Below are 22,210 nucleotides of genomic sequence, written 5' to 3' on the forward strand. Positions count from 1 at the left end.
GCTCAGAACAGCTGCGCGGCATCGATGGCCGCCGCCATGGCCGCATAGCCGTGATCGCCCGGGTGCAGGTGGTCGCCGCTGTCGAGCGCCGGCAGTAGGCGGTCCGGGCGGGCCGGGTCGCGCACGGCGGCGTCGAAATCGGCCACCGCGTCGAACGCGCCGCTGGTGCGGATCCAGTGGTTCACCCGCTGCCGCAGCGCTTCTTTTTCTGACGAGGAATAGCCATGGATCGGGCTGCCGTCGAGCGCGCCCGCGAATGGCGTGATGGTGGCGCCGATGACGCGCACGCCGCGGGCGTGGGCTTGCGCCACCAGCTTGCGATACCCGTCTGCGAGTTCATCCACGGTCGGCAGCTTGTGGTCCGGTGCAAACATTGATCCGGGCCAGCCGATATCGTTGATGCCCAGGGCCAGCACCACGCTGCGCACCTGCGGCACGGCGAGCACGTCATGCCCGAAGCGCGCCAGGCCCGATTCGCCCATGCCGTCGCGCAGCAACTGGCCGCCCGAAATGCCGGCATTGAGAACGGCGACGTGCTGGTGAGCGAGCCGATTCGCCAGTTGATCCGGCCATCGGCGGTCGGCATCGGGTGTCGCACCATTGCCTTCGGTGATGGAGTCGCCAATGGCCACCACGGTAGGACGGGGTTCTGGCGTTTCGATGTCGACGGCGGCCAGCAGGACGCGCGCCTGGAACGTGCGCGCCTGTTGCAGCGCGGGCTGTCCCCCGATATCCACCTGATTTCCCGGGGCGATGTGCGCCGTCTGGCGTCCGTCCCAGTGGAACGATGCCAGCGTCGTGGGCTGCGGCAGGTAGAGGCTGACGGCCAGAGTGTCGAACGCCGGCGCGTCGAGTTCAACCGGATCGCTCGTCACCGTGCCGCCGGCCGGCACGGTCACTGCAGGGCGACCCGCAAACGTGACAGCGCGCCCGATGTGGGCCGCCGTGCCGTGCACGCCCGCCGCGCCGATGTGGATGGCCTGCTGGCCGTACTGGTTCGACAGCACCAGCCGCACGCGCCGGCCGCCCACGCTGATACGCACGCGCTGCAGCACGGTGGCGTCGTGGATGGCCTCGGGCAATCCGGTGGGCAACGGCTGGGCGCCTGCGGCCCAGACGGCTTGCTGGCTGGCCATCCACGTGGTGGTCCAGGTGGTGGCGTGGCTGGCGTCGGTCGTGGGCTGCGCGGCCAGGCCCGCACCGGAAAGCAGGCTGCCGGACAGCGCCATCGCACGCATCCATGAGGTTGAGAACATCGGTGACTCCTGAAGTCGTAGTGAGGGTCCCAATGTCACTCATTCCGAAATGCGCAGGTAGCTGGCAGAATGGCATATCGCTTATGCCATTCGGGAATGACGACCATGGATACTCTCAAGGCAATGCGCGTGTTCGTGCGGGCGATGGAACTGGGCAGCCTGTCGGCGGTGGCGCGAGAACTTGGCACGTCACAGCCAACCGTCAGCAAGACCGTGGCCGCGCTGGAGGCAGACCTCGGCGTCCGCCTGATGGAACGCACGACCACCCGCCTGACGCCCACCGAAGCCGGCCGCCGGTTCTACGCGCACGCGCTGACGGTGCTCGATGCCTATGGCGAGGCGGTGGGCGAGGCGCGCGGCCTGGCCGATCATCCGTCCGGCCGGATCATCGTCAGCGCACCGGTCAGCCTGGGCGTGCTGCGGCTCAACGCGCTGGTGCTCGAATTCCTGCAGGCCTTTCCCGATGTCGATGTGGATCTGCGGTTCGATGACCGCTTTGTCGATCTGGTGGAAGCCGGCGTCGATGTGGCGCTGCGCCTGGGCGCGTCGTTGCCCCCGAATGTGGTGGCCCGCCGCATCGCCGTATCGCCACGCATGCTGGTGGCCGCGCCCGGCTACCTCGCCCGTCACCCGCCGCTGAGGCAGCCGGCCGACCTGATCGACCATCAGTTGCTACGCTTCACGTGGCTGGCGACTGGCGAAGACATCGTGCTGTCCGATGCACGTGGCCGTTCCGCCAGTGTCGAGGCGCCTTGCCGCTATCGCGTCAATAACTCGCTGGCGATGCGTGAGAGCTTTCTGGCCGGGGCCGGGCTGGGTTTGACGCCGGCGTGGCTGGTGCAGGACCTGCTGGACCGGGGCGATCTGGTGCCCGTGCTGCCGGGCTGGCACGGCTCGCCGCAGGAGGCCTTTCTGGTCTATCCGTCGCGCCGATACCAGCCGGCCCGCACGCGCGCATTGCTGGCGTTCCTGGCCGAGCGCCTGCCGGCGCTGCCGGGCTTTGCCCCGGCCGGCAAGTAAGTCGGCGCGCAGGTCGGCACGTGGGTCCGCATCCGGGTGCATGCATCGGCCGGCCCTGCAAGCCGGGCCGCAACACGGCACAATGCGCGATGCCGGCCCGGATGATCATCAGGGCCGCTTGCCTTTTCTGCTTCGGCTTCGCTAATCGGGGAACCTCGTTATGCCAGATTTCACCATGCAATACCGCCGCCTGGGCGCCAGCAACCTGAACGTATCCACCCTGTGCCTTGGCACGATGATGTTTGGCGACCAGACCGATGAAGCCGAGGCGGGCCGCATCGTCGCCAGCGCCCGCGCGCACGGCGTCAACTTCATCGACACGGCCGACGTGTACACCAAGGGTGCGTCCGAATCGATGGTGGGCCGTCTGCTGCAAGGGCAGCGGCACGACTGGGTGCTGGCCACCAAGCTGGGCAACCCGATGGGCAGTGGTCCGAACCAGCAGAACTACTCGCGCACCTGGATCCTCCGCGAGGTGGAAGACAGCCTGCGTCGGCTGGATACCGAGTTCATCGACATCCTCTACTTGCACCGCGACTTCGCCGGTGCCAACCTGGAGGAGCCGGTTCGCGCGATGGGCGACCTGATCCGCGCGGGCAAGATCCGCTACTGGGCGGTGTCGAACTTCCGGGGCTGGCGCATTGCCGAGATCGCCGCGCTGTGCGACAAGCTGGGCGTGCCGCGACCGGTGGCATGCCAGCCGTACTACAACCTGCTGAACCGCATGCCCGAGGTGGAAATTCTGCCCGCGTGCCAGCATTACGGCCTGGGTGTGGTGCCGTACAGCCCGATCGCACGGGGCGTGCTCACCGGAAAGTACTTGCCGGGGCAGGCGCCGCAGGCGGATTCGCGCGCCGGCCGCGCCGACCGGCGCATGATGGAAACCGAATTCCGCGAGGAGTCGCTGGTCATCGCCCAGACGTTGAAGGCGCACGCAGAAGGGCGCGGCCTGACGCCGGGCCAGTTTGCCACCGCCTGGGTGCTGGCGAATCCGATCATCAGTTCGGTTATCGCCGGCCCGCGCACACTGGCGCAGTTCGAGGACTATTTTGGTGCAGTGGGTGCGGTCATCTCTGCGCAGGAAGAAGCGATGATCGATGACCTGGTGCCGCGCGGCCATGCGTCCACGCATGGCTACAACGACCCGAACTATCCGTTCGGCGGACGGCCCGTCGACGCGGCCTGAGCGTATCCGGCCACAGCGTAAAAACGACAAAGGCAGCCGGCATCCCACGCCTGAAATACAAGCACGTGTGATGCCCAAGCTGCCTGTTGCGCGGCGCGCACGCTGGTACGTTTGAATACGTGCGGGCGCCAACTTCCGTCCCACATTCCGCAGCCGATACGCGTAATATAAATACACGCGGTGGCCTTCAAATGAAGGCCATGTGGCGCAGGCTTTGAGCCGGCGACGCCTGCCGAAACGGCAGGCCCGGCGCAACCGGATGCGAAACGTGTCACGTCGTGGCTGGGTCCTTGTAGGGATGGCTGTCGCCGTATGCGGCGGCGCGTACATTGTCGTGAGCCTCGTTGCCAACGAGGCTCAGACTTCTCAATGGCAGGCTCGTTACATGAGCCGGCTGGGCAAGGCGTTGACCTACGAAATTCTGCCCGGCCCCAGCGACAGCATCCGCTATCCGCACTCCGGTCCCTACGACCTGCGCCTTGGCTATGAGCGCCTTGGCGAATTTGGCGAACGATTACTTCGAGAAGGCTACGTCACGACATCGCAGTCGCGCATGTCATATGACATGGTCCGGCTGATGGACCAGGGCATTTTCCCGCCGTACCGGGAGAAGACCCAGGCTGGGTTGCTGATTCGCGACTGCAATGCCTTGACGATGTCTTATGACCGCTATCCGCAGCGGCAGTACGAGAATTTTGATTCGATTCCGAAGGTGCTGGTGGCGTCGCTGCTGTTCGTCGAGAACCAGAACCTGCTCAATCCCGAATACCCGATGATGAATCCGGCGCTAGATTGGCGCCGGTTCTCGCGCGCGGTGATGGACCAGGGTATCCGCCTGGTCGACCGTAACCATCGCCAGCCCGGCGGCAGCACGCTGGCCACGCAGATCGAGAAATACCGTCATTCGCCCGAAGGCAAGACGCAGTCGATTGCCGACAAGCTGCGACAGATGACCTCCGCTTCACTGCGCGCCTATCGCGACGGGCCAGATACGCAGCGGGCGCGCGAGAACATCGTGGTTGACTATGTCAACACGGTGCCGCTGTCGGCGCGGTCGGGCCATGGCGAAATCGAAGGCGTTGGCGATGCGCTGTACGTCTGGTACGGCGAGGATTTTGCGGAAGCCAACCAGTTGCTGCACGAGATGGATCCGCGCAACCCGTCGCCCCGTGCGGCGCAGGTGTACAAGCGGGTGCTGTCGCTGATCATTTCGCAGCGGCGGCCGTCTTACCACCTGCGGCGTGACGACACCAATCTCGATGCGCTGACCGGCAGCTACCTGCGCCTGCTGGCGTCGTCCAATGCCATTACGCCGGAATTGCGTGACGCCGCACTGGCGCAATCGCTGGACAAGTCGACCCCGCCGCAACGGCCCCGGCCCGATCCGTGGGTCTCGCGCAAGGCGATCAACCAGGTACGCAACGACGTGCAGCACATGCTGCATGTAGACAGCCGCTACGACCTAGACCGCCTCGACCTGACCGTCGACAGCACGGTCAATCGCGAGGCACAGCGCAAGGTGACCGAGACGCTGCTGCGCGTGGGCACCAAGGACGGCGCCCGCGAGATGGGGCTCTATGGCAAGAACCTGCTCAAGGACAACGACGATCCGTCGCGGCTCGTGGCCAGCTTCACGCTGTTCGAGCGCGTGGGCAACGCGGCTGTCGTGCGGGTGCAGACGGACAACGTCGATCAGCCGTTCGACATCAATGCGGGTGCGCGGCTGAACCTGGGTTCCACCGCCAAGCTGCGCACGCTGGTCACGTACCTGGAAGTCATCAACGAATTGCACGACCGCTATGCGGACATGAGCGTGGCGGAACTGAAGGCGCTGCAGGTGCCTCGCCAGGATGTGCTGACGCGGTGGGCGGTGGACTATCTGATCAAGGCCAAGCCCGCGGACCGCGAGCGGGCCGCCATGCTTGACGCCGCGATGGAGCGCAAGTACTCGGGCAATCCGGGCGAGGCGTTCTACACCGGCGGCGGCCTGCAGAGCTTCACGAACTTCGAGAAGTGGGAAGGCGAACGGCAGATGACCGTGCGCATCGGGTTCCAGCATTCGGTCAACCTCGTGTTCATCCGCATGATGCGCGACATCGTGCGCTACGAGGTCTCTCTGGCGCATCCCGAAGCCGGGTCGCTGCTCGAGGATCGCACCGACCCGGGTCGCCGCCCCTACCTGGAGCGCTTTGCCGACGAGGAAGGCAGCGCCTTCATGGTGAATTTCTGGCAGCGCTACCGGGGCAAGACCAACGACGAGCGGCTGCAGGTGCTGCTTGGCCGCGTGAAGCAGCCCACGCCGCATCTGGGCGCCGTGCGGCTATCGGTGGCGTTGCTGAGCGCGCGTCCCAATACCGATTACGAAACTTTCGCCCGCACGCTGCGCCAGTGGATGCCCAAGCAGAAGCTCGATGACGACGACCTGCAGAAGCTCTACACCAAGTACGGCCACGACAAGTTCAACCTCAACGACCGCGGCTACCTGTCCCGCATCCATCCGCTGGAGCTGTGGATGGTGGAGTACCTGGGCACCCATCCCGACGCCCCGCTGAAGGAAGTGCTGCAGCAGAGCGCGTCCGAGCGGCAGACCGTGTATGCCTGGCTGTTCAAGACGCGCAGTAAGCTGGGGCAGGATGGCCGCATTCGCACGCTGCTGGAGCGCGAGGCCTTCGAGAAGATCGCCAGGCGCTGGCAGCGGCTGGGGTATCCGTTCGATTCGCTGACGCCGTCGTACGCCACGTCGATCGGAGCATCGGGCGACCGGCCGTCGGCCCTGGCCGAACTGGCCGGCATCATACTGAACAACGGTGTGGATGCCCAGCCGTCCACGGTGCGCATGTTCGCGTTCGCGGCGGCCACGCCCTACGCCACCACGTACAGCCTGCAGCCCAGCCCGGGCAAGCCGCTGATCGCGCCCGAAATTGCGGTACTGGTGCGGCAGTCGATGCTGGATGTGGTGCAGCGGGGTACTGCCAAGTCGATCAACGGCGCGTTCGTGCCGCTGAACCGCAAGGGCCAGCCGCAGGGGGCGCCCCTGCAGATCGCCGGCAAGACCGGCACGGGCGAGCAGGTGTTCCAGACCTATGGGCCGGGCGGACGCGTGATCGCGTCACGCACGGTGAACCGCTCAGCGACATTCGTCTTCCTGGTGGGCAACCGGTACTTCGGCACGGTCACGCTGCACGTACGCGAGCCGTACGCGGCGCGTTACTCGTTCACCAGCGCGCTGGCGGTGCGGGTGTTGCGGGCGCTGGCCCCGCAGATCACGGCCATGGCCGCGCCGGGCAGCGATGCCACGCTGCTGCGCTGCCAGGACAACAGCACGATCGCTATCCAGCCATCGACGGCTTTAATGGCGCCCGCGACCGACGACCCGGCGCCGACGAACCTAGCGCTTGCGGCGGACCGCGTCGTAAATAAATAGCAGAACGATGGCGCCGATGATCGAGGCGATCCAGCCAACGGGTTCGCCTGCGCGGTAGAAACCCATCGCGCGGCCCATGTAGCCGGCCAGCAGGGCGCCCAGCACCCCAAGGATGATGGTCATGATCCAGCCCATCTTGTCGTCGCCGGGCTTGATGGCCCGCGCAAGCAACCCGACGATCAGGCCAACGAATACCGTACCGAGAAATGCCATCATGAAGCGCTCCTTCCGTTGCGAAGAGGGACCGGTGGCCCATCGTGCCACCGTCATGTGACGAACCGGGGTACATCGGCGGCGCGCCAGCGGGCTGGCGCGCCGCACTGCCTTCAGGCCCGGAGCAGTTCAGGTCTTGCGCGAAGTGATCACGGCCTCGGCCACATTGGCCGGCGCTTCCGCGTAGTGCTTGAACTCCATCGTGAACGTGGCGCGGCCTTGCGTCAACGAGCGCAGCGACGTGGAATAGCCGAACATCGTCGCCAGTGGCACCTCGGCACGCACGATCTTGCCGCCGCCGCCCGCGATGTCCTCCATGCCGTGCACGATGCCACGCCTTGACGACAGGTCGCCCATCACGTTGCCGGTGAATTCCTCGGGCGTCTCCACCTCGACGGCCATCATCGGCTCCAGCAGCACCGGCTTGGCGCGGCGCATGCCTTCCTTGAAAGCCATCGAGCCGGCCATGCGGAACGCGTTTTCGTTCGAGTCCACGTCGTGGTACGACCCGAACACCAGCGTCGCCTTGACGTCCACCACCGGGTAGCCGGCCAGCACGCCGGTCTCCAACGTCTCCTTGATGCCCTTGTCCACCGCCGGGATGAACTCGCGCGGCACCACGCCGCCCTTGATCGCATCGACGAATTCGTAGCCGCCGCCCTGCGGCAGCGGTTCCACGTTCAGCACCACGTGGCCGTACTGGCCGCGCCCGCCCGACTGCTTGACGAACTTGCCCTCCACGTCCTTGGCCGCGCTCTTGATGGTCTCACGGTAGGCCACCTGCGGCTTGCCGACGGATGCTTCCACGCCGAACTCGCGCTTCATGCGGTCCACCAGGATTTCCAGGTGCAGCTCGCCCATGCCCGAGATGATGGTCTGGCCCGATTCCTCGTCGGTGGCCACGCGGAACGACGGATCTTCCTGCGCCAGGCGGTTCAGCGCGATGCCCATCTTTTCCTGGTCGGCCTTGGTCTTCGGCTCCACGGCCTGCGAGATCACGGGCTCGGGGAACGACATCCGCTCCAGGATGATGACCTTGTCGGGGTCGCACAGCGTGTCGCCCGTGGTGGCTTCCTTCAGGCCCACGGCGGCGGCAATATCGCCAGCGCGCACTTCCTTGATCTCGTTGCGCACGTTGGCGTGCATCTGCAGGATGCGGCCCAGCCGTTCGCGCTTGCCCTTCACCGGGTTGTAGACCGTATCGCCAGAATTGACAACGCCAGAATACACGCGGAAAAAGATCAGTTGGCCGACAAACGGGTCGGTCATGATCTTGAACGCCAGCGCGGAGAACGGCTCGTCATCGCTCGGATGGCGTTCCGCTTCCTTGTCGTCTTCGGTGTGGCCCAGGATGGCGGGCACGTCCACCGGCGAGGGCAGGTAGTCGATCACGGCGTCGAGCATGGCCTGCACGCCCTTGTTCTTGAACGCGCTGCCGCACAGCATCGGCTGGATCTCGCCAGCTACCGTGCGCTTGCGCAGCGCGGCCTTGATCTCGTCCTCGCTCAGCGCCTCGCCGCTCAGGTATTTCTCGAGCAGTTCCTCGCTGGCCTCGGCGGCGGCCTCGATCATCTTGTCGTGCCATTCCTGGGCCAGGTCCTTCAGGTCGGCCGGAATGTCGGTGTATTCGAAATGCACGCCCTGGCTGGTATCGTCCCAGACGATGGCCCGCATCTTGACCAGGTCGACCACGCCCTGGAAGTTGTCCTCGGCGCCGACCGGAATCTGGATCGGCACGGGATTGCCCTTGAGGCGGCTGATGATCTGGTCGCGCACGCGCAGGAAGTCGGCGCCCACGCGGTCCATCTTGTTGACGAACGCGATGCGCGGCACGTTGTACTTGTTGGCCTGGCGCCAGACGGTTTCCGATTGCGGCTGCACGCCGCCCACGGCGTCGTAGACCATGCAGGCGCCGTCGAGCACGCGCATCGAGCGTTCCACCTCGATCGTGAAGTCGACGTGGCCCGGCGTGTCGATGATGTTGATGCGGTGCTCGGGATAGTTGCCGGCCATTCCCTTCCAGAACGCCGTGGTGGCGGCCGACGTGATGGTGATGCCGCGCTCCTGCTCCTGCTCCATCCAGTCCATGGTGGCCGCGCCGTCATGGACCTCGCCCAACTTGTGATTCACGCCGGTGTAGAAGAGGATGCGCTCCGTCGTCGTCGTCTTGCCGGCGTCAATGTGTGCGCTGATGCCAATGTTGCGGTAGCGTTCGATGGGGGTCTTGCGGGGCACGGTGTTTCTCCTGGTTCGGGCACCACGGGCCGACAAGCGTAGCACTTCCGCGATACGCGCGTATTTCCCCATGCCGCATAAGGCATAGCGGGAAATCAGGGCCAGCTTTCGCGTGCGTAGATGCCTGCTGCGGCGCGCGCCAGTGCGGCACGCGCGGCTGCCTGAGTATCGGTATAGAACGGCGGGTCGGCCAGTGGCAAGCCGTTGTCGCGGGCAGTCTCCACTAGGATGCGCAGGTATTCCGTCATGTGCGATGCCGTGAAGCCGTTGGGGTCGTGGAATGCCACGATTACGGGCGTCACGCCATCCACGGTCGGCAGGCGGTGCGCCGCCATCGCCTGCCCCACGTGCTCCAGCTCGTGGCGCATGTGCGGGCGGCGGCGCAAGCTGATGGTCCAGCCATAGATCTTGCCGTCGCGCGCATTGGCGTCGGCCATGAGCATCCCCAAGCCCAGCTCGGCGTACACGGCCTGCGTACCGACGCTGTAAGCCCAATCGGGCGGCCGCACCACGGCAAGTGCCTGTCCGCACTGGGCCGCGATATCGGCTTGCCCGCGCCGCAGCGACGCCGCCAGGACATCGGGTGCCAGCTTCGTATGCGGAATATGGCCGCCCACCATGCCGCTGTGGACGGCCATCAGCTGGCCCTGCACACAGGTTTCGTGCATCTGCGCGCGGCCTTCCGGCCCGCCGCCACGGCGCGGGTGCTCGGTCTGGACAAAAAAGATCGCCTTGACGCCCGGCGTGACAGGGTTGTCGGCCAACTGGCGCAGGATCAGCGGCGTCCCGCCATAGGGGCCGGTGTCCGGGCCATCGTCGAACGTCAGCAGGAAGCGCACCGGCGCCAGCCCGGCGGCGGTGTCGGATGGCAGCGGCGTGACCGGGCCCAGCGAGCAGCCCGGCAAGGCCAGTGCGACGGCGGCCAAGGCCGCTGTGATGAGGGGGCGAAAAAAGGAAAGGGCAGGGGGATGCAAGGTAAAAGTGACTTTAAGGGCTATTTCACGACGATGACCACGACGATAACCGTGGCGATCAATCCAACAAGGGCAACCAGCTCCGCGTCGGTCAGGTTGTCGGGCCCACGCCAGCGGCCAGGATAGTTCCCAAAGGTGACGGCCATCAGGACGACCCAGCCGATGGCATAGAACACCCCGTAGAAGATCAGTTCCATGAACAGCCAGCCGATGACTTCGATCAGCAGTCCCATCCCCGCATTCCCCTTGATGTCTTGTCGCTTGGGTGATGTCAGTGCGCGTCCGATCGCGCAATCAGCCGCCGGCTCACGGCACGTTTCCGGCGGGCTACCTAGAATGATGGGGAATTCGTGAAGCTCCCGCGAACCCTCCCACCCTTGAACAGGAAGGCGATCCCCATGGTGCGCCCCCCCATTGCTGTCCTGCTTTCCGTCCTGCTGTGCTGCACAGCCATGCCCGCCCTGGCAGACGGCCCCGGCGTTTCGTTCTCGGCCGGCAAGCCCGGCGGCGCGCTGCCCGATGGCTGGCAGAACCGCCCCGTGGTGTCCGGCAAGAAGCTGACCCGCTATACGCTGGTGGCGTCACAAGGTACCACGGTGCTGCAGGCCGATGCCGACGGCGCCGCGTCGGGGCTGGTCCACGAAGGCGATGTCGACCTGTCCAAAACGCCGGTCGTGGAATGGCGCTGGAAGGTGTCGTCGGCCATTCCGGGCGCCGACAACAGCGTGGGCGCCAAGGAAGATGCCCCGGCGCGCCTGGTGTTCTTCTTCGATGGCCGCAGCAGCAACCTGTCGATTGGCGACCGTGCCGAATCGCTGGCCGCCGGCGTGGCAGGCGAGAAGCTGCCCTACGCTACGCTGATGTATATCTGGACGAGCAGCGCGCCGGTGGGCACCATCATCGCCAACCCGCATACCAGCCGCGTGCAGATGATCGTGGTGGGCAACGAGGCCGGCAAGTGGCAGACCCTGCGCCGCAACGTCGTCAGCGATTTCCAGAAGGCCTTCCACGAAGCGCCTGGCAAGCTCACCGGCTACGGCATGCTGACCGACACCGACAACACTGGCGCCACGGCGCGGGCCTGGTACGGCGATATCGCCTTCCAGCCCGGCAAGTAGCGCTGACGCACAGAACCTAGCACCCGGGCGGGATGGTGGCCGCGATGGCCGCCTGTATCGCCGACGACACGCGCGCGGTGAGCCCGCTGGCGTCGTCCAGCCCGGCGGCTTCCCTGACGCTGACTACCTTGGCCGGGTCATAGTGCCGCCCGCTGCCGATTGCCGCTTCAAATGCGTTGGCTCGCGCGTTGATGTCCTGCGGATCGGCATCCACCAGCAGGATGGCATGCGCCAGTACTAGGTGGCGCTGGCCGTCGGGCGTCTGCGCGTCGGACGGCGCCCGGCGCCAATACTGGGCCGTGCCGGCGATCTTGCGCGCGCGGTCGCCGGGCCCCCATGCCAGGTTGTACCGGCCATCGCAGAACGACCCCTCCACGGCCTGCCAGTGCGTCTCCACGCCCACCTGGCGCAGGCCGGCGGCGATGACCTCGCACAGGTGCAGGTAGACCGGTTCCATCCAGGTGGCGGCGCCCTTCGGCACGGCATAGGCCAGGCTGACATTGAGGATGCCCGGCCCCTGCGGCACCAGGCCGCCGCCCGACATGCGCAGCCACACCGGGCATCCCCGGGCGGCAAAATCGGCGCGGGCCGCCTCGATGCCGGGCTGGCGCAGGTAGCTGCGCGGGATCACCAGGGACAGCGGCGCTTCCCACAACTGCGCCACGGGGCCAGTGCGGGCGGCGTGATCCAGCAATGCCAGTTCGCCCTGCAGCGGATCGGCCTCGGCGGGGTCGGGGTCGACAAACGAAAACGTCGTGGCGTGCATCAAGGTCATGGCAACTCGAAAGGTTGGCCTGGCAAGGCACCCGACAAGAGACCTGGCAGGCCCCCTATCACCGATTTCACGTGCAGCTTACGCCATGCGCCAGTCTGGTGCTAAAAAGCTGCGCTGCAAATGCCGTTATGTCTGAGGCAACGAAGACCTCCTGCGAAGTGTGTCCCGCGAAGTTCTCCCATCGACCTCAGCCTGTCGCATCATGAACCGACTTACCCTCAATGCCAAACTCTGGGCGGCACTCGCCGTCATGTGGGTGCTGCTGCTTGCGCTCGGCGCCTGGAACGCCTTCCATACCAAGTCCGTGATGATGGCCGAGCGCCGCGATGGCCTGCAGTCGCTGGTGGCCACGGGCGAAGGCATCGTCAAGCTGTATGCCGAGCGTGCCGCCAAGGGCACGATGTCGAAGGACGACGCCCAGAAGGCCGCCAAGGACGCCCTGCGCGCCATGCGCTTCGGCCAGAACGGCTATCTGTTCATCGTCGACTCCAAGCCACAGGTGATCCTGAACCCGGGCCTGCCGCAGACCGAGGGCAACCAAGTCGGCGAATTCAAGGACCCCGACGGCGTGTACGTGTACCGCGCCATCATGGAGGGCGCCCGCCGCACCACCGGCGAGGACGCCGGCTTTTCCACCTATCGCGGCCGCCTGCCCGGCACCGAGAACCCCCAGCGCAAGCTGACCTATGGTCGCTACGTGGCCGACTGGGACTGGTTCGTCTGCACCGGCGTGTTCCTGATCGACATCGAGGACGCCTTCCGCGCCAACCTGATCAACGCATTGCTGAGCACGCTGCTGATCGGCGCGCTGATCGCCGCCGTCATGGGCATGATCATGCGTACGGTCAAGCGCAGCCTGGGCGGTGAACCGGCCTACGCCGTGGAAGCCGTGGCGCGCATTGCCGGCGGCGACCTGACCGTGCCGGTGCAGGTGCGCGCCGACGACCACCACAGCGTGCTGGCCGCGATGCAGCAGATGCAGCACCGCCTGTCGACCACGCTGGGCGACATCCGTGGCGCCGCCGGTTCGATTGCCACCGCGACCAACCAGATCTCGGCGGGCAACCACGACCTGTCACAACGTACCGAGGAACAGGCTTCGGCACTGGAGCAGACCGCGTCGAGCATGGAAGAACTGACTGGCATCGTGCGCCAGAACGCCGACAATGCCCGCCAGGCCAGCGCGCTGGCCGTCAATGCGTCCGAAATCGCCAATCGTGGCGGCGAAGTGGTCAGCGAGGTAGTGGCCACGATGGGCGAGATCAACGATGCCTCGCGCAAGATCGTCGACATCATCGGCGTGATCGAGGGCATCGCCTTCCAGACCAACATCCTGGCACTGAATGCCGCCGTGGAAGCCGCCCGTGCCGGCGAACAAGGCCGTGGCTTTGCCGTGGTGGCCGGCGAAGTGCGCAACCTGGCGCAGCGCAGCGCCAACGCCGCCAAGGAAATCAAGACGCTGATCGACAATTCGGTGGCGCAGGTGGACAACGGCTCGACGCTGGTGACCAAGGCCGGCGAGACCATGCAGGAAGTGGTCGGCGCGGTACGCCGCGTGACCGACATCATGGGCGAGATCAGCGCCGCGTCGGCCGAGCAAAGCACCGGCATCGAGCAGGTCGGCCAGGCCGTCACGCAGATGGACTCGGTGACCCAGCAGAACGCCGCCCTGGTGGAAGAAGCGGCCGCCGCCGCCCAGTCTCTGGCCGAGCAGGCCGACTCGATGATGCGCGCGGTCTCGACGTTCCGCCTGGCACGGGTTTGAACGGACGCGACGGCACCGCCGTCATCCGGCAAAAAAACCGCGGCTTCGGCCGCGGTTTTTTTTTATTTGTCAGACACCCCGATGCTGGCTGCGTCTCAAATCACCGCCGTCCTCTGCACCGCCTGCATTGCCTCTGCCGCGATCTTGAACGAGTGGAGTCGCGCGTGGTGGTCGTAGATCTGGCCGGTCAGCATCAATTCATCGGGGCGCAGGTCGTCGACAAAGCGCTGGAGGCCGTCGCGTACCGCTGCCGGGTCGCCCACCACGGAGCAGGCCAGCGATCGGCGGATGTGGTCGGCTTCGCTGGCGTCCCACAGGCGGCTGATGTCATCCACGGGCGGCTTGAGTTGGCCGGGCGTGCCGCGCACCAGGGACAGGAACTGCTGCTGGAGCGAGCTGAACAGGCGGCACGCCTCGTCGTCGGTGTCGGCGGCGAACACGTTCAGCCCCAGCATCACGTGCGGCCGGTCGAGCTGTTCGGATGGGCGGAAGGTGCGGCGATACAGGTCGACAGCCTGCCGCATGAACCCGGGCGCGAAGTGCGACGCGAACGCAAACGGCAGGCCCATCGCGGCGGATAGCTGCGCACTGAACAGGCTGGAGCCCAGCAGCCACAGCGGCACCTTCAGGCCGGCGCCGGGCACGGCCCGCACACGCTGGCCCGGGCGCACGTCCTCGAAGTAGGCCTGCAACTCTTCCACATCCTGCGGAAAGCTGTCGGCGGTATCGTGGTCGAGGTGGCGGCGCAGCGCGCGCGCCGTGGCCTGGTCCGATCCCGGCGCGCGGCCCAGGCCCAGGTCGATCCGGTCCGGATAGAGTGACGCCAGCGTGCCGAACTGCTCGGCCACCACCAGCGGCGAATGGTTCGGCAGCATGATGCCGCCCGAGCCGACCCGAATGGTCGACGTGCCTTGGGCCACGTAGCCTATCAGCACGGCCGTGGCCGCGCTGGCGATGCCCGGCATGTTGTGGTGCTCCGCGAGCCAGAAGCGGCGAAAGCCCAGGCGTTCCGCGTGCCGGGCCAGGTCCAGCGTGTTGTGCATGGCCTGGGCTGCGTTGCTGCCCTCCGCGATTGGCGAAAGATCGAGCAGGGAATAGGGGATCATGGCTTGCTACGCGCGGCGCATGCCGCACGTCATTAAATTCAGGGACGGGCTATGGTAGTCACACCTGCATGATCGTGCTTGCGCTGCGCAAGAGGCCATGCTGGCCGTGGGGCCTCATGGAACCTTGGCGAAAAGTCGGGCGCCAACCGGCCCCGTGGCGATCCGTCGGCCAAGCGCCCTGCCCAGCGTACGATGGTTTTCCCACCGCGCCTCGCCAAAGAACGCATCGGTCGTGCCTTCTTGCGGAAAAGCCGGTGGCTGCGCACCGTACTGGCGCACGGCGTCCGGCGCCCCGGCGTTCAGGCGAGGCTTGATGACAATGATGCGGGCCAGGAGCGTGTCGGGTTGCCCCGCGTCGTGAACGTTCAGCAGGATGGCTGCCTTGTCGCCGGCTTTGGCAAGGGCGTCGCCGGCAAAGTCATCCGGCGTACCAAAGACGTCTCCCAGCACGGGGTCGTGTGCGGCAGCGCTGTCCACCTCGATTTCCAGCCCCAGATCCGCGCGTGCGCGCCCGATCAGATTGGCCAGATCGGCAAAGCGGTAGCCGGGGTCGCTGCCGCAATCGCATAGCACGATCAGGCCGATCAGCCGTTCCGGACGCAGCAGTTCGTAGACCGCTGTGTTGTCAAAATGCCCGCCATCCGACAAATACTGCCAGTCGCCTCGCATGCCGTGGAAGCGCGCGGCCAGTTCGCGGCCCAGGTGGCATTGCGTCCGAAACAGCGTACCGAGCCAGCCGCGAAGGGACGGATCACCGGTGACATCGGTAGCCATGCGACCTTGCCACCAGATGCCAGGACGCAGGTTGGCCAGCCCGACCAGCAGCGAAGCGCCAAACGTGACGGCACTGCCCGGCCCGATGGGTGCGGCCCCGCCGGAGACGGCGATCCAGTCGCCGATCGTGCGCGGCCGGTCTGGCGTGCAATCCGGTAGTTGTGGCACCGCGCGGCATGGCTTGCCATCGACCGTGAACCGGACACACAGGCCGGCTGACACGGCGGCAGCGGCATGCGTCGATGTCAGCGCGGCGCCGGGCCCGATGCACAGTGGCCTGCCCCTGCGGCCGCGCGGAATGCGTTGCCCTGCCGCGTCGATCGTCTCGTTCAGGGTCACGTTGACCAAGTGCAGCGGTGCCAATGCGTGCGGGTCGTAGTAGGCGTCCAGCGCCAGTGCATCGTCGCGCGCCACGTCGTGCGAATCCATCGACGTGGCCGAATCGCCCGCAGCAAAACGCTGCCCGTTCGAGGCCCCCAGGTACGCCCGCGTGAGGCGTGCAGCGTGGAACGGCTGCAGGCTCGACAGGTTCAACAGGCCGAAACCGCGCCCTATGGCGACGGCGATGGCCAGGGCAGCCAGTACCAGGGCGAGCAGGGACGGTGTGGTCCACGCCTTGCCGAACACCAGCCAGTCAACGGGCTCGCCGCCATCCCAGCGCACCCAGAGCACGATCCACGACCACAGCGCGACAAGCAGAAGCCCCAGCGTCGCCGCGGCGGCGCCAGTCAGCAGCGACACAAGAGACGGCATGGGAAGGCGCCGCCACGTCGGGCATGCCAGATGGGGCGAGGCGGCTTGCGGAACAGGGTCGCGGTGGGCGGCGCCGTGGTGGAGCAGCCAGGCAAGCGCTGCCGCAGCCAAGGCGGGGCCGGCAACACTCCATGGCCGTGCCGCCATCGATCCATATAGATACCAACTGCGCGCGATGGTGTCGGCTATGCCCAGTGCCGCCAGCGCGGCCGTCATCATGGCCGCACCGCGCAATGCCCGCGCGGCGCGCACGCGGTACATGGCCACGGCGCGCGCCGTGGGCAGCAGGATTACAAGGCAGGTGGCCACGACGAGCCATATCAGGATGGCAGTCTTGAAGGTCTCCAGCAGCACAAGCGCCCCGGCGATGCTGGCCAGCAAGACGGCGCGGGTCAGGACACGGGCAGGCTGACCGGCGGGATCCGGTCGCGGATACACGAGCCAGCAGGCTATGGCGGGGGGCAAGGCCAGCAGCAGCGCCGACACGATCGGCAGCCACAGATATTCGCTCCACCAGATGGCGGGCAGGTGTTCGTTGAAGGCCCGCCGCGCGGCGTATAGCAGCGCCATCTCGTCGCGGCCCACGCCGGGCCACGCGCCGATGATCAGGTGCAGGCCAAGCGCCAGCAAGGCCAGTATCACCAGCAGCACGCTGCCGAGGATGCATTGCATCGCCACCCAGTTGCGCACGAGGACGACGGCCGCCAGCAGGCCCTTTCCGACGCTTGTTGATGTCAGCGCGCGCCCACTCTCGCGCAGCCAGGTCATGGTGCGGCGTCCGGCGGGGGTGGCGGCATCGCCCCGCAAGGCGAGATAGGCCGATTCGGCGGCTTGCCGGGGGCTTGTGCCAGGCTCCAGCCGGCCGGGGATGAACAGACTCGTAAAGAATGCGCCGATGTAGCCACCGCCGCCGACGGTGGACAGGTAGTCCACGCGGGCCAGCAACGACCGGCTGGCCGGCGACGCGGTTGGGGTGCAGGGGTCCGCGGAAGGTGCGGAAGGTGCGGATGCAGGGCAGTCAGCCTCGGCCAGCGCCTGCATGACGCCCAGACAAAAGGCAGCGCCGCGCAGGCCGCCGCCGGACAGGGCCAGGGCCAGGCGCGTGCGCGCAATCTGTGCTTCGGGCAGGTTCAGCGCGAGACGACGATGCGCCACGCGGGCCGCTTCATCGGCCCAACTGCAATCGGCCCAGCCTTTGTCGTCATCCGGCATGCCGCCCCTTTCGCGCACAGACCGTCTGGGGCCAGTATAGAAACCAGCGGCAGAACGGAAAGCGGCGGTTGGGCGGGGCGGCGGCCGCCTTAGTGGGCGGTAGCCTGGGTCGGCGCGTCGGTGGCGGCAGCCTGCGGATTCAGCGCGCCTTGCAGGCGTTTCCACTCATCAAATCCGCCGGCCAGCGCCCAGGTATTCGGGTAGCCGGCCGAGCGCAACCGCTCGGCGAGCACGGCCGCCGACATTTCATGGGGGCAGGCACAGTAGACGACGATGTCGGTGCCCTTGTCGTGATCGGCCAGTGCGCTGAACGGTGCACGCATTTCCATGACCAGGGCGCCAGGAATGCGCTCGATCGGCGAGGTGCCATGCGCCCGGACGTCGACCACCACCATCGGACGATCGGCCGCGCCACGGCGCTGTTCCATTTCCATCACGGTCATGCGCGGAATGCGTCCTGTGCGGCGCAGCATGTGCCAGCGTTTCCAGAAGCGCCAGACGACGAACAGCGCGAATCCGACCAGCACAATCTCGACCGCGATGTGTCCATAGGCGCTGAAGGCCGCCAGGATAGTGTCGACAAAGTCGCTGAAGACCACGCCGGCCAGCAGCGCGCCGCCGGCCCAGACCAGCGCGCCGAGCGCGTCATAGAACAGGAAGGTCAGGAACGGCGTGGCCGTCATGCCCGCCATGGCCGTGGACAGCGCGCCCGCGCCAGGCAGCAGCTTGGCAAATACCAGCGAACGCGGACCGACGCGCAGGTACAGCGATTGGGTCTGGCGGATGCAGGTATCCGGGGACAGCGAGACCCGGCAGATCGTGCGCAGCATCGGCTGGCCCAGGCGCTTGCCGGCGAAGTACCACGCGCTGTCGGAAATCAAGCAGGCGGCGATCACTGCGAACAGCACGGCCCCGATCGACGGGCCGCTTTCCTGCATCGACAACGCACCGGCCACGAACAGCATCGGATAGGCCGGCACCGGCAGACCCGCCTGCTCGGCCAGCACATTCAGGAATACCAGACTCAATCCATGGCTATCGAGCAAGGCCTGCAGATCACCCACGACATGTCTCCCGCATTTGGTCATTGCCGGCGGCGTAGAAGCAAGGGGGCCCGCCGTACCGGCGTTACAGTGTGCCAGCACGACGCACCGCGTGCACGCGCCGCTGGCGCTGGCTTAATTCAAATTCGTTGAAGGTGATGCGTCCCGACTGTGACCGCCATCGTATTGGCATCTGGCTGGGCGCAACGCCAGTAGTGTCTCATTGAATTCCTTCAGGATAGCGGTGTAGCGCGGCAACAGTGTGTTGATTACCGCGGCATTGCTTTGGCCCGCCGCCGATTCCAGCGACTTGCCGGCGGCCACGAGCGTGTTGCAGCGCGCCAGGGCCGCGCTGCCCTTGATGCGATGCAGGCTTCGCTGCACCGCAGGCCAGTCTCGCAGGGCGACGCCGTTGCGCAAGGCTTGCAGGTCAGTGGTATTCCCGTCCAGCGGGCGGGCCACCAGCATGGCCTGTACAGTGGCGTCACGGCACGCGGCCCCCGCACCGCGATACCGATGGCGTGGCGTTCGTCGGCGGCCAGATGGGTGCATGTACCCCCAGAGGTCATGGAACCAGCCGGCAGCGGCGCGCGAAGTCGACCAGATCCACCAGGGATTCGGCGCCGAGCTTGTTCATGATGCGCGTCTTGTAGCCTCTCACGGTCTTGCTACTGATGAACAGGGCCTTGCCGATGGCCTTGCTGGTCATGCCGCGCGTGAGTATGCGGAGGATTTCCATCTCCTTGTCTGTGAGCTTGCCCAGTCCTTCGCTGTCGTTGAGAGACTGCCCGTCGCGCGGAAGCTCGCGCGGCATGTCGCGGGATGTGGAGGGGAAGACTGAAGCCCCTGCGCCCTGGCCTGCATCGCCCGGGCGGCAAACGGTACGGCATCCTGCGCGGTCAGTACCAGCACGCGCACATCCGCATGGACGGCGCGCATGCGCGGCACGGCGTCGAGCCCGCTCATGCGCGGGATGTCCGGGTCGAGGATGACGAGGTCGGTCCTGATTTCCTGACGATGTCGATGGCCGTCTGGCCATTGTCCGCTTCGTTTAGTGCTTGATGCCCGGCAGTTGCGACAACAGGGCGCGTAGCGCGAGTCGCAACGCTGGATGATCGTCAACGATCAGGATGGTTGTCATGCCTTGCTCGCATGGCCAACAGGATGGGCCGGCTGTTTCATCTGGCGACCCAGTATAAGGAGCGACCCCGCCGCCGAGAATGCGACGCTTCCGCAATTGCTGTAGGAAATTTCCGCAAGCAGTCTGAAAGTTGGGCGAAATCGGCGTTGCGTCAGGCGGGTGACGTGCCGTGACATTGTCCCGGCCAAAAAAATAGCGACCCTCCGTGCGTTACGGGGGTCGCGAATCGGGAATGCGAGGAGGTCAGATTCCTCAAAGAGAGATATCGACCTGCCGCAGGTGCGCTAATCCCCACTGAGGTGGGGCATGCGGCACAAATCCGGCGATGCTATGCGATCAGCTGGGCGGGTTGGCTCGTCGGCGCCGCGGAGGCGCGCAAACGGCGGACCGCGATTTCCACGTCAGCGTGCGCGGCGTCAAGCCAGTCGATACGATGCCGTACTGGATCATTGGGCGAAAGGTCGCGCTCGCTGATCTCGCGCAGAAAGTAGCGCACCATGCTGCCTGCCCGTGCCGGCACCGGCATCATGCCTAGCAACCGGTCTTGCTGCAGCACGCCCTGGCCGGCCGCGTGCTGCAGCGCAGCCCAGGCCGTCCGGCCCAGCGCGATGTAGACGGCATCGGGCCGACATTGCCGCAGGGCGCTCAGGAACAGGTTGTCGAACACTATGCGCAGCATGGGGGCGTCCAGCAGGTCATCCAGCGTTCCATCGAAAGCCAGGCCCCGCCGGGTGGTGGCATGCGGCAACAAGGCCAGTGGCTGGATGGCGCCGAATCCTTCGTTCCAGAGGGCGGCGGCATGGGGCTGCCCGATCAGCTCCGGAATGCGGAAGTGATCCAGCATCCGGATCAGGTTGGGCCGGACCATACGCCCGCCCAGTTCCACCCGCCGCTTGTGCTCGCGCTGGATAACGCGACCGGGCGTGTGCGCACGAAGCAGTTCGTCGGTCACCGCAGCGGCCAATTGCACGTGCGCGTGGCCGGGCGTCGTGCTGACCAGCACCAGCCTGGCATTCTCGTTTCGATGCTCGAACGGAACATATTTCATGACATACGTCCCGTCCTGATCCACAACGACTGGCTTTTCTGCGATTCCGCGAATGCCGCCACGGCGGATACGCGCGCAATACTCTTCTAGGTAATTCGCCAAGATGTCCCCGCTCCCGATGCTTCCCTGACTTGAGCAACCGATGTTCTTTTTTGGGTCCATGTTAAGCCTCGATGAATGACCAAGAAAGCGGATAAGTGCGCATTGAGCCGCTTGTCAACACTGGTTTCGTGGGCCATCGAACAAAGTTTGAAACCTGCCCCCACGTTCGCGGGATGCAAATTGGGATCCGCTTTGCTTTGCGCAGCAGGACAACGTAGCGTGTGTTGCAGGACAGGAAGATGACGCGCGGCCGAGGAACGGCTCGAATGCTGGGGGATGGGTGAGGCGGGGTGAAAAAAGGCCGGACACGAGCGTGTCCGGTAACCCATTTGCTGACTCAGGTCGTGTCAAAACCCGAGAGCACAAATGATAATGGTTATCATTTGTGATGTCAATCGCGGCCTTCTGCTACTCAGGCGGCCAGTGTGGTGTCGATGGTGATCTGGGCGCTCAGCGATTTGTGTACCGGGCACTTGTTCGCCACACGCAGCAAATCGTCGCGTACGTTCGGCGCCAAGTCGCCTTGCAATTCAATGTGCCGGATCAGCTTGTAGGACCCAGGCGTCTCTTCGTGCGCCACGCTGACGTGTATCTCGCGGAGATCGTAGCCTTTGCGCTTGGCATAGATCTGGAGTGTGAGGGTGGTGCAGGCGGCGAGAGCCGAGTCCAACAGGTCGTGCGGGTTTGGAATCGACGGATTGCCCATCGGGGCATCGAGGTCTGCCTGCCAGTGCGCCGTGCCGTTGCCGAGATCACAGACGCTTGAGCCTGAGTCGGCCAGCCATTTGGCTTGAATTGTCATCGGTATTGGTTCCTGGGTTCCTGTGAGGGGAGGGCCATGCGGCCGGGGAGTTTCGATTCTATACATGCACTGCGTCGGTCGCTCGCAGAGTGACGCAATCCTGGCTTCGGGGGTTTTTTAACCGTTTTATGACAAAGGGCTTGCGCACCTGCCGAATCCCATCTAATATTCGCCCCCTCGCAACACGAACCGCGCTGCAAACGCAGCAGCGACAAGGGTTGCGGGGTCAGCAGGGGGTTGGGGTTGCGAGGTTTGCAGCGCTG

At 65.9% G+C, this 22,210-nt stretch carries 19 protein-coding genes; 5 read left to right on the forward strand and 14 right to left on the reverse strand.

Features of this window, described 5'->3' with window-relative positions; translation table 11 throughout:
- Nucleotides 1-2 precede the first annotated feature (2 nt).
- Complete coding sequence (locus CYJ10_RS29075; RefSeq protein WP_101684896.1) at nucleotides 3-1,256, reverse strand: SGNH/GDSL hydrolase family protein; 1,254 nt, start codon at nucleotides 1,254-1,256, stop codon at nucleotides 3-5.
- 105 nt (nucleotides 1,257-1,361) lie between these two features.
- Between CYJ10_RS29075 and CYJ10_RS29080 the strand changes: the two genes are divergently transcribed.
- The 3 genes from CYJ10_RS29080 to CYJ10_RS29090 all read left to right on the forward strand — a co-directional run bounded on the left by CYJ10_RS29080 (nucleotide 1,362) and on the right by CYJ10_RS29090 (nucleotide 6,886).
- A complete protein-coding gene (locus CYJ10_RS29080) occupies nucleotides 1,362-2,276 on the forward strand; it encodes a LysR family transcriptional regulator (RefSeq protein WP_101684919.1) in 915 nt (304 codons plus the stop codon).
- A 160-nt stretch (nucleotides 2,277-2,436) separates the two neighbouring features.
- Nucleotides 2,437-3,462, forward strand: a complete 1,026-nt coding sequence (locus CYJ10_RS29085; protein ID WP_101684897.1) for an aldo/keto reductase — start codon at nucleotides 2,437-2,439, stop codon at nucleotides 3,460-3,462.
- A 298-nt stretch (nucleotides 3,463-3,760) separates the two neighbouring features.
- Nucleotides 3,761-6,886 carry a transglycosylase domain-containing protein gene (locus CYJ10_RS29090; RefSeq protein WP_180863098.1) on the forward strand — a complete coding sequence of 1,042 codons (3,126 nt, stop codon included), beginning with the start codon at nucleotides 3,761-3,763 and terminating at the stop codon, nucleotides 6,884-6,886.
- Here the strand turns inward: CYJ10_RS29090 and CYJ10_RS29095 are convergent.
- From CYJ10_RS29095 to CYJ10_RS29110, 4 genes are all read right to left on the reverse strand, one after another.
- A complete protein-coding gene (locus CYJ10_RS29095; protein WP_101684898.1) occupies nucleotides 6,851-7,102 on the reverse strand; it encodes a GlsB/YeaQ/YmgE family stress response membrane protein in 252 nt (83 codons plus the stop codon). The genes CYJ10_RS29090 and CYJ10_RS29095 overlap by 36 nt on opposite strands.
- Before the next feature lie 126 nt (nucleotides 7,103-7,228).
- Nucleotides 7,229-9,334, reverse strand: a complete 2,106-nt coding sequence (fusA, locus tag CYJ10_RS29100) for an elongation factor G (protein ID WP_101684899.1) — start codon at nucleotides 9,332-9,334, stop codon at nucleotides 7,229-7,231.
- Between the two features lie 95 nt (nucleotides 9,335-9,429).
- Nucleotides 9,430-10,260 (reverse strand): polysaccharide deacetylase family protein, encoded by an 831-nt coding sequence (locus tag CYJ10_RS29105; RefSeq protein ID WP_257993586.1) that lies wholly within the window; start codon nucleotides 10,258-10,260, stop codon nucleotides 9,430-9,432.
- Between the two features lie 68 nt (nucleotides 10,261-10,328).
- Complete coding sequence (locus CYJ10_RS29110; RefSeq protein WP_101684900.1) at nucleotides 10,329-10,541, reverse strand: hypothetical protein; 213 nt, start codon at nucleotides 10,539-10,541, stop codon at nucleotides 10,329-10,331.
- A 165-nt stretch (nucleotides 10,542-10,706) separates the two neighbouring features.
- Between CYJ10_RS29110 and CYJ10_RS29115 the strand changes: the two genes are divergently transcribed.
- Complete coding sequence (locus CYJ10_RS29115) at nucleotides 10,707-11,426, forward strand: DUF3047 domain-containing protein (protein WP_180863099.1); 720 nt, start codon at nucleotides 10,707-10,709, stop codon at nucleotides 11,424-11,426.
- Nucleotides 11,427-11,442: 16 nt separating this feature from the next.
- On the opposite strand, the gene CYJ10_RS29120 is transcribed toward CYJ10_RS29115, so the two are convergent.
- Nucleotides 11,443-12,201, reverse strand: a complete 759-nt coding sequence (locus CYJ10_RS29120) for a lipoate--protein ligase family protein (protein ID WP_374703321.1) — start codon at nucleotides 12,199-12,201, stop codon at nucleotides 11,443-11,445.
- A 202-nt stretch (nucleotides 12,202-12,403) separates the two neighbouring features.
- Here CYJ10_RS29120 and CYJ10_RS29125 point away from each other — a divergent pair, with 202 nt between their 5' ends.
- Nucleotides 12,404-13,966 (forward strand): methyl-accepting chemotaxis protein, encoded by a 1,563-nt coding sequence (locus tag CYJ10_RS29125; RefSeq protein WP_101684901.1) that lies wholly within the window; start codon nucleotides 12,404-12,406, stop codon nucleotides 13,964-13,966.
- 95 nt (nucleotides 13,967-14,061) lie between these two features.
- On the opposite strand, the gene CYJ10_RS29130 is transcribed toward CYJ10_RS29125, so the two are convergent.
- The 8 genes from CYJ10_RS29130 to CYJ10_RS29160 all read right to left on the reverse strand — a co-directional run bounded on the left by CYJ10_RS29130 (nucleotide 14,062) and on the right by CYJ10_RS29160 (nucleotide 21,947).
- Nucleotides 14,062-15,072: an LLM class flavin-dependent oxidoreductase gene (locus CYJ10_RS29130; RefSeq protein WP_101684902.1), complete on the reverse strand. Its 1,011-nt coding sequence runs from the start codon at nucleotides 15,070-15,072 to the stop codon at nucleotides 14,062-14,064.
- A 114-nt stretch (nucleotides 15,073-15,186) separates the two neighbouring features.
- Nucleotides 15,187-17,811: a hypothetical protein gene (locus CYJ10_RS29135; protein ID WP_101684903.1), complete on the reverse strand. Its 2,625-nt coding sequence runs from the start codon at nucleotides 17,809-17,811 to the stop codon at nucleotides 15,187-15,189.
- 89 nt (nucleotides 17,812-17,900) lie between these two features.
- Nucleotides 17,901-18,875, reverse strand: coding sequence for a DedA family protein/thiosulfate sulfurtransferase GlpE (locus tag CYJ10_RS29140; protein ID WP_101684904.1), 975 nt, complete (start codon nucleotides 18,873-18,875; stop codon nucleotides 17,901-17,903).
- 114 nt (nucleotides 18,876-18,989) lie between these two features.
- Nucleotides 18,990-19,322: an Hpt domain-containing protein gene (locus CYJ10_RS29145; RefSeq protein ID WP_257993587.1), complete on the reverse strand. Its 333-nt coding sequence runs from the start codon at nucleotides 19,320-19,322 to the stop codon at nucleotides 18,990-18,992.
- Between the two features lie 97 nt (nucleotides 19,323-19,419).
- Nucleotides 19,420-19,668 carry a helix-turn-helix domain-containing protein gene (locus tag CYJ10_RS35355; protein WP_445347046.1) on the reverse strand — a complete coding sequence of 83 codons (249 nt, stop codon included), beginning with the start codon at nucleotides 19,666-19,668 and terminating at the stop codon, nucleotides 19,420-19,422.
- Nucleotides 19,560-19,820 carry a hypothetical protein gene (locus tag CYJ10_RS35360; protein ID WP_445347047.1) on the reverse strand — a complete coding sequence of 87 codons (261 nt, stop codon included), beginning with the start codon at nucleotides 19,818-19,820 and terminating at the stop codon, nucleotides 19,560-19,562. Before CYJ10_RS35360 ends, CYJ10_RS35355 begins: the two co-directional genes overlap by 109 nt.
- 503 nt (nucleotides 19,821-20,323) lie before the next feature.
- Complete coding sequence (locus CYJ10_RS29155) at nucleotides 20,324-21,145, reverse strand: hypothetical protein (RefSeq protein WP_101684905.1); 822 nt, start codon at nucleotides 21,143-21,145, stop codon at nucleotides 20,324-20,326.
- A gap of 412 nt (nucleotides 21,146-21,557) precedes the next feature.
- Complete coding sequence (locus CYJ10_RS29160; protein ID WP_101684906.1) at nucleotides 21,558-21,947, reverse strand: OsmC family protein; 390 nt, start codon at nucleotides 21,945-21,947, stop codon at nucleotides 21,558-21,560.
- Between the last annotated feature and the right edge of the window lie 263 nt (nucleotides 21,948-22,210).

This window comes from Cupriavidus pauculus, from assembly GCF_002858765.1.
Classification (GTDB): domain Bacteria; phylum Pseudomonadota; class Gammaproteobacteria; order Burkholderiales; family Burkholderiaceae; genus Cupriavidus; species Cupriavidus pauculus_B.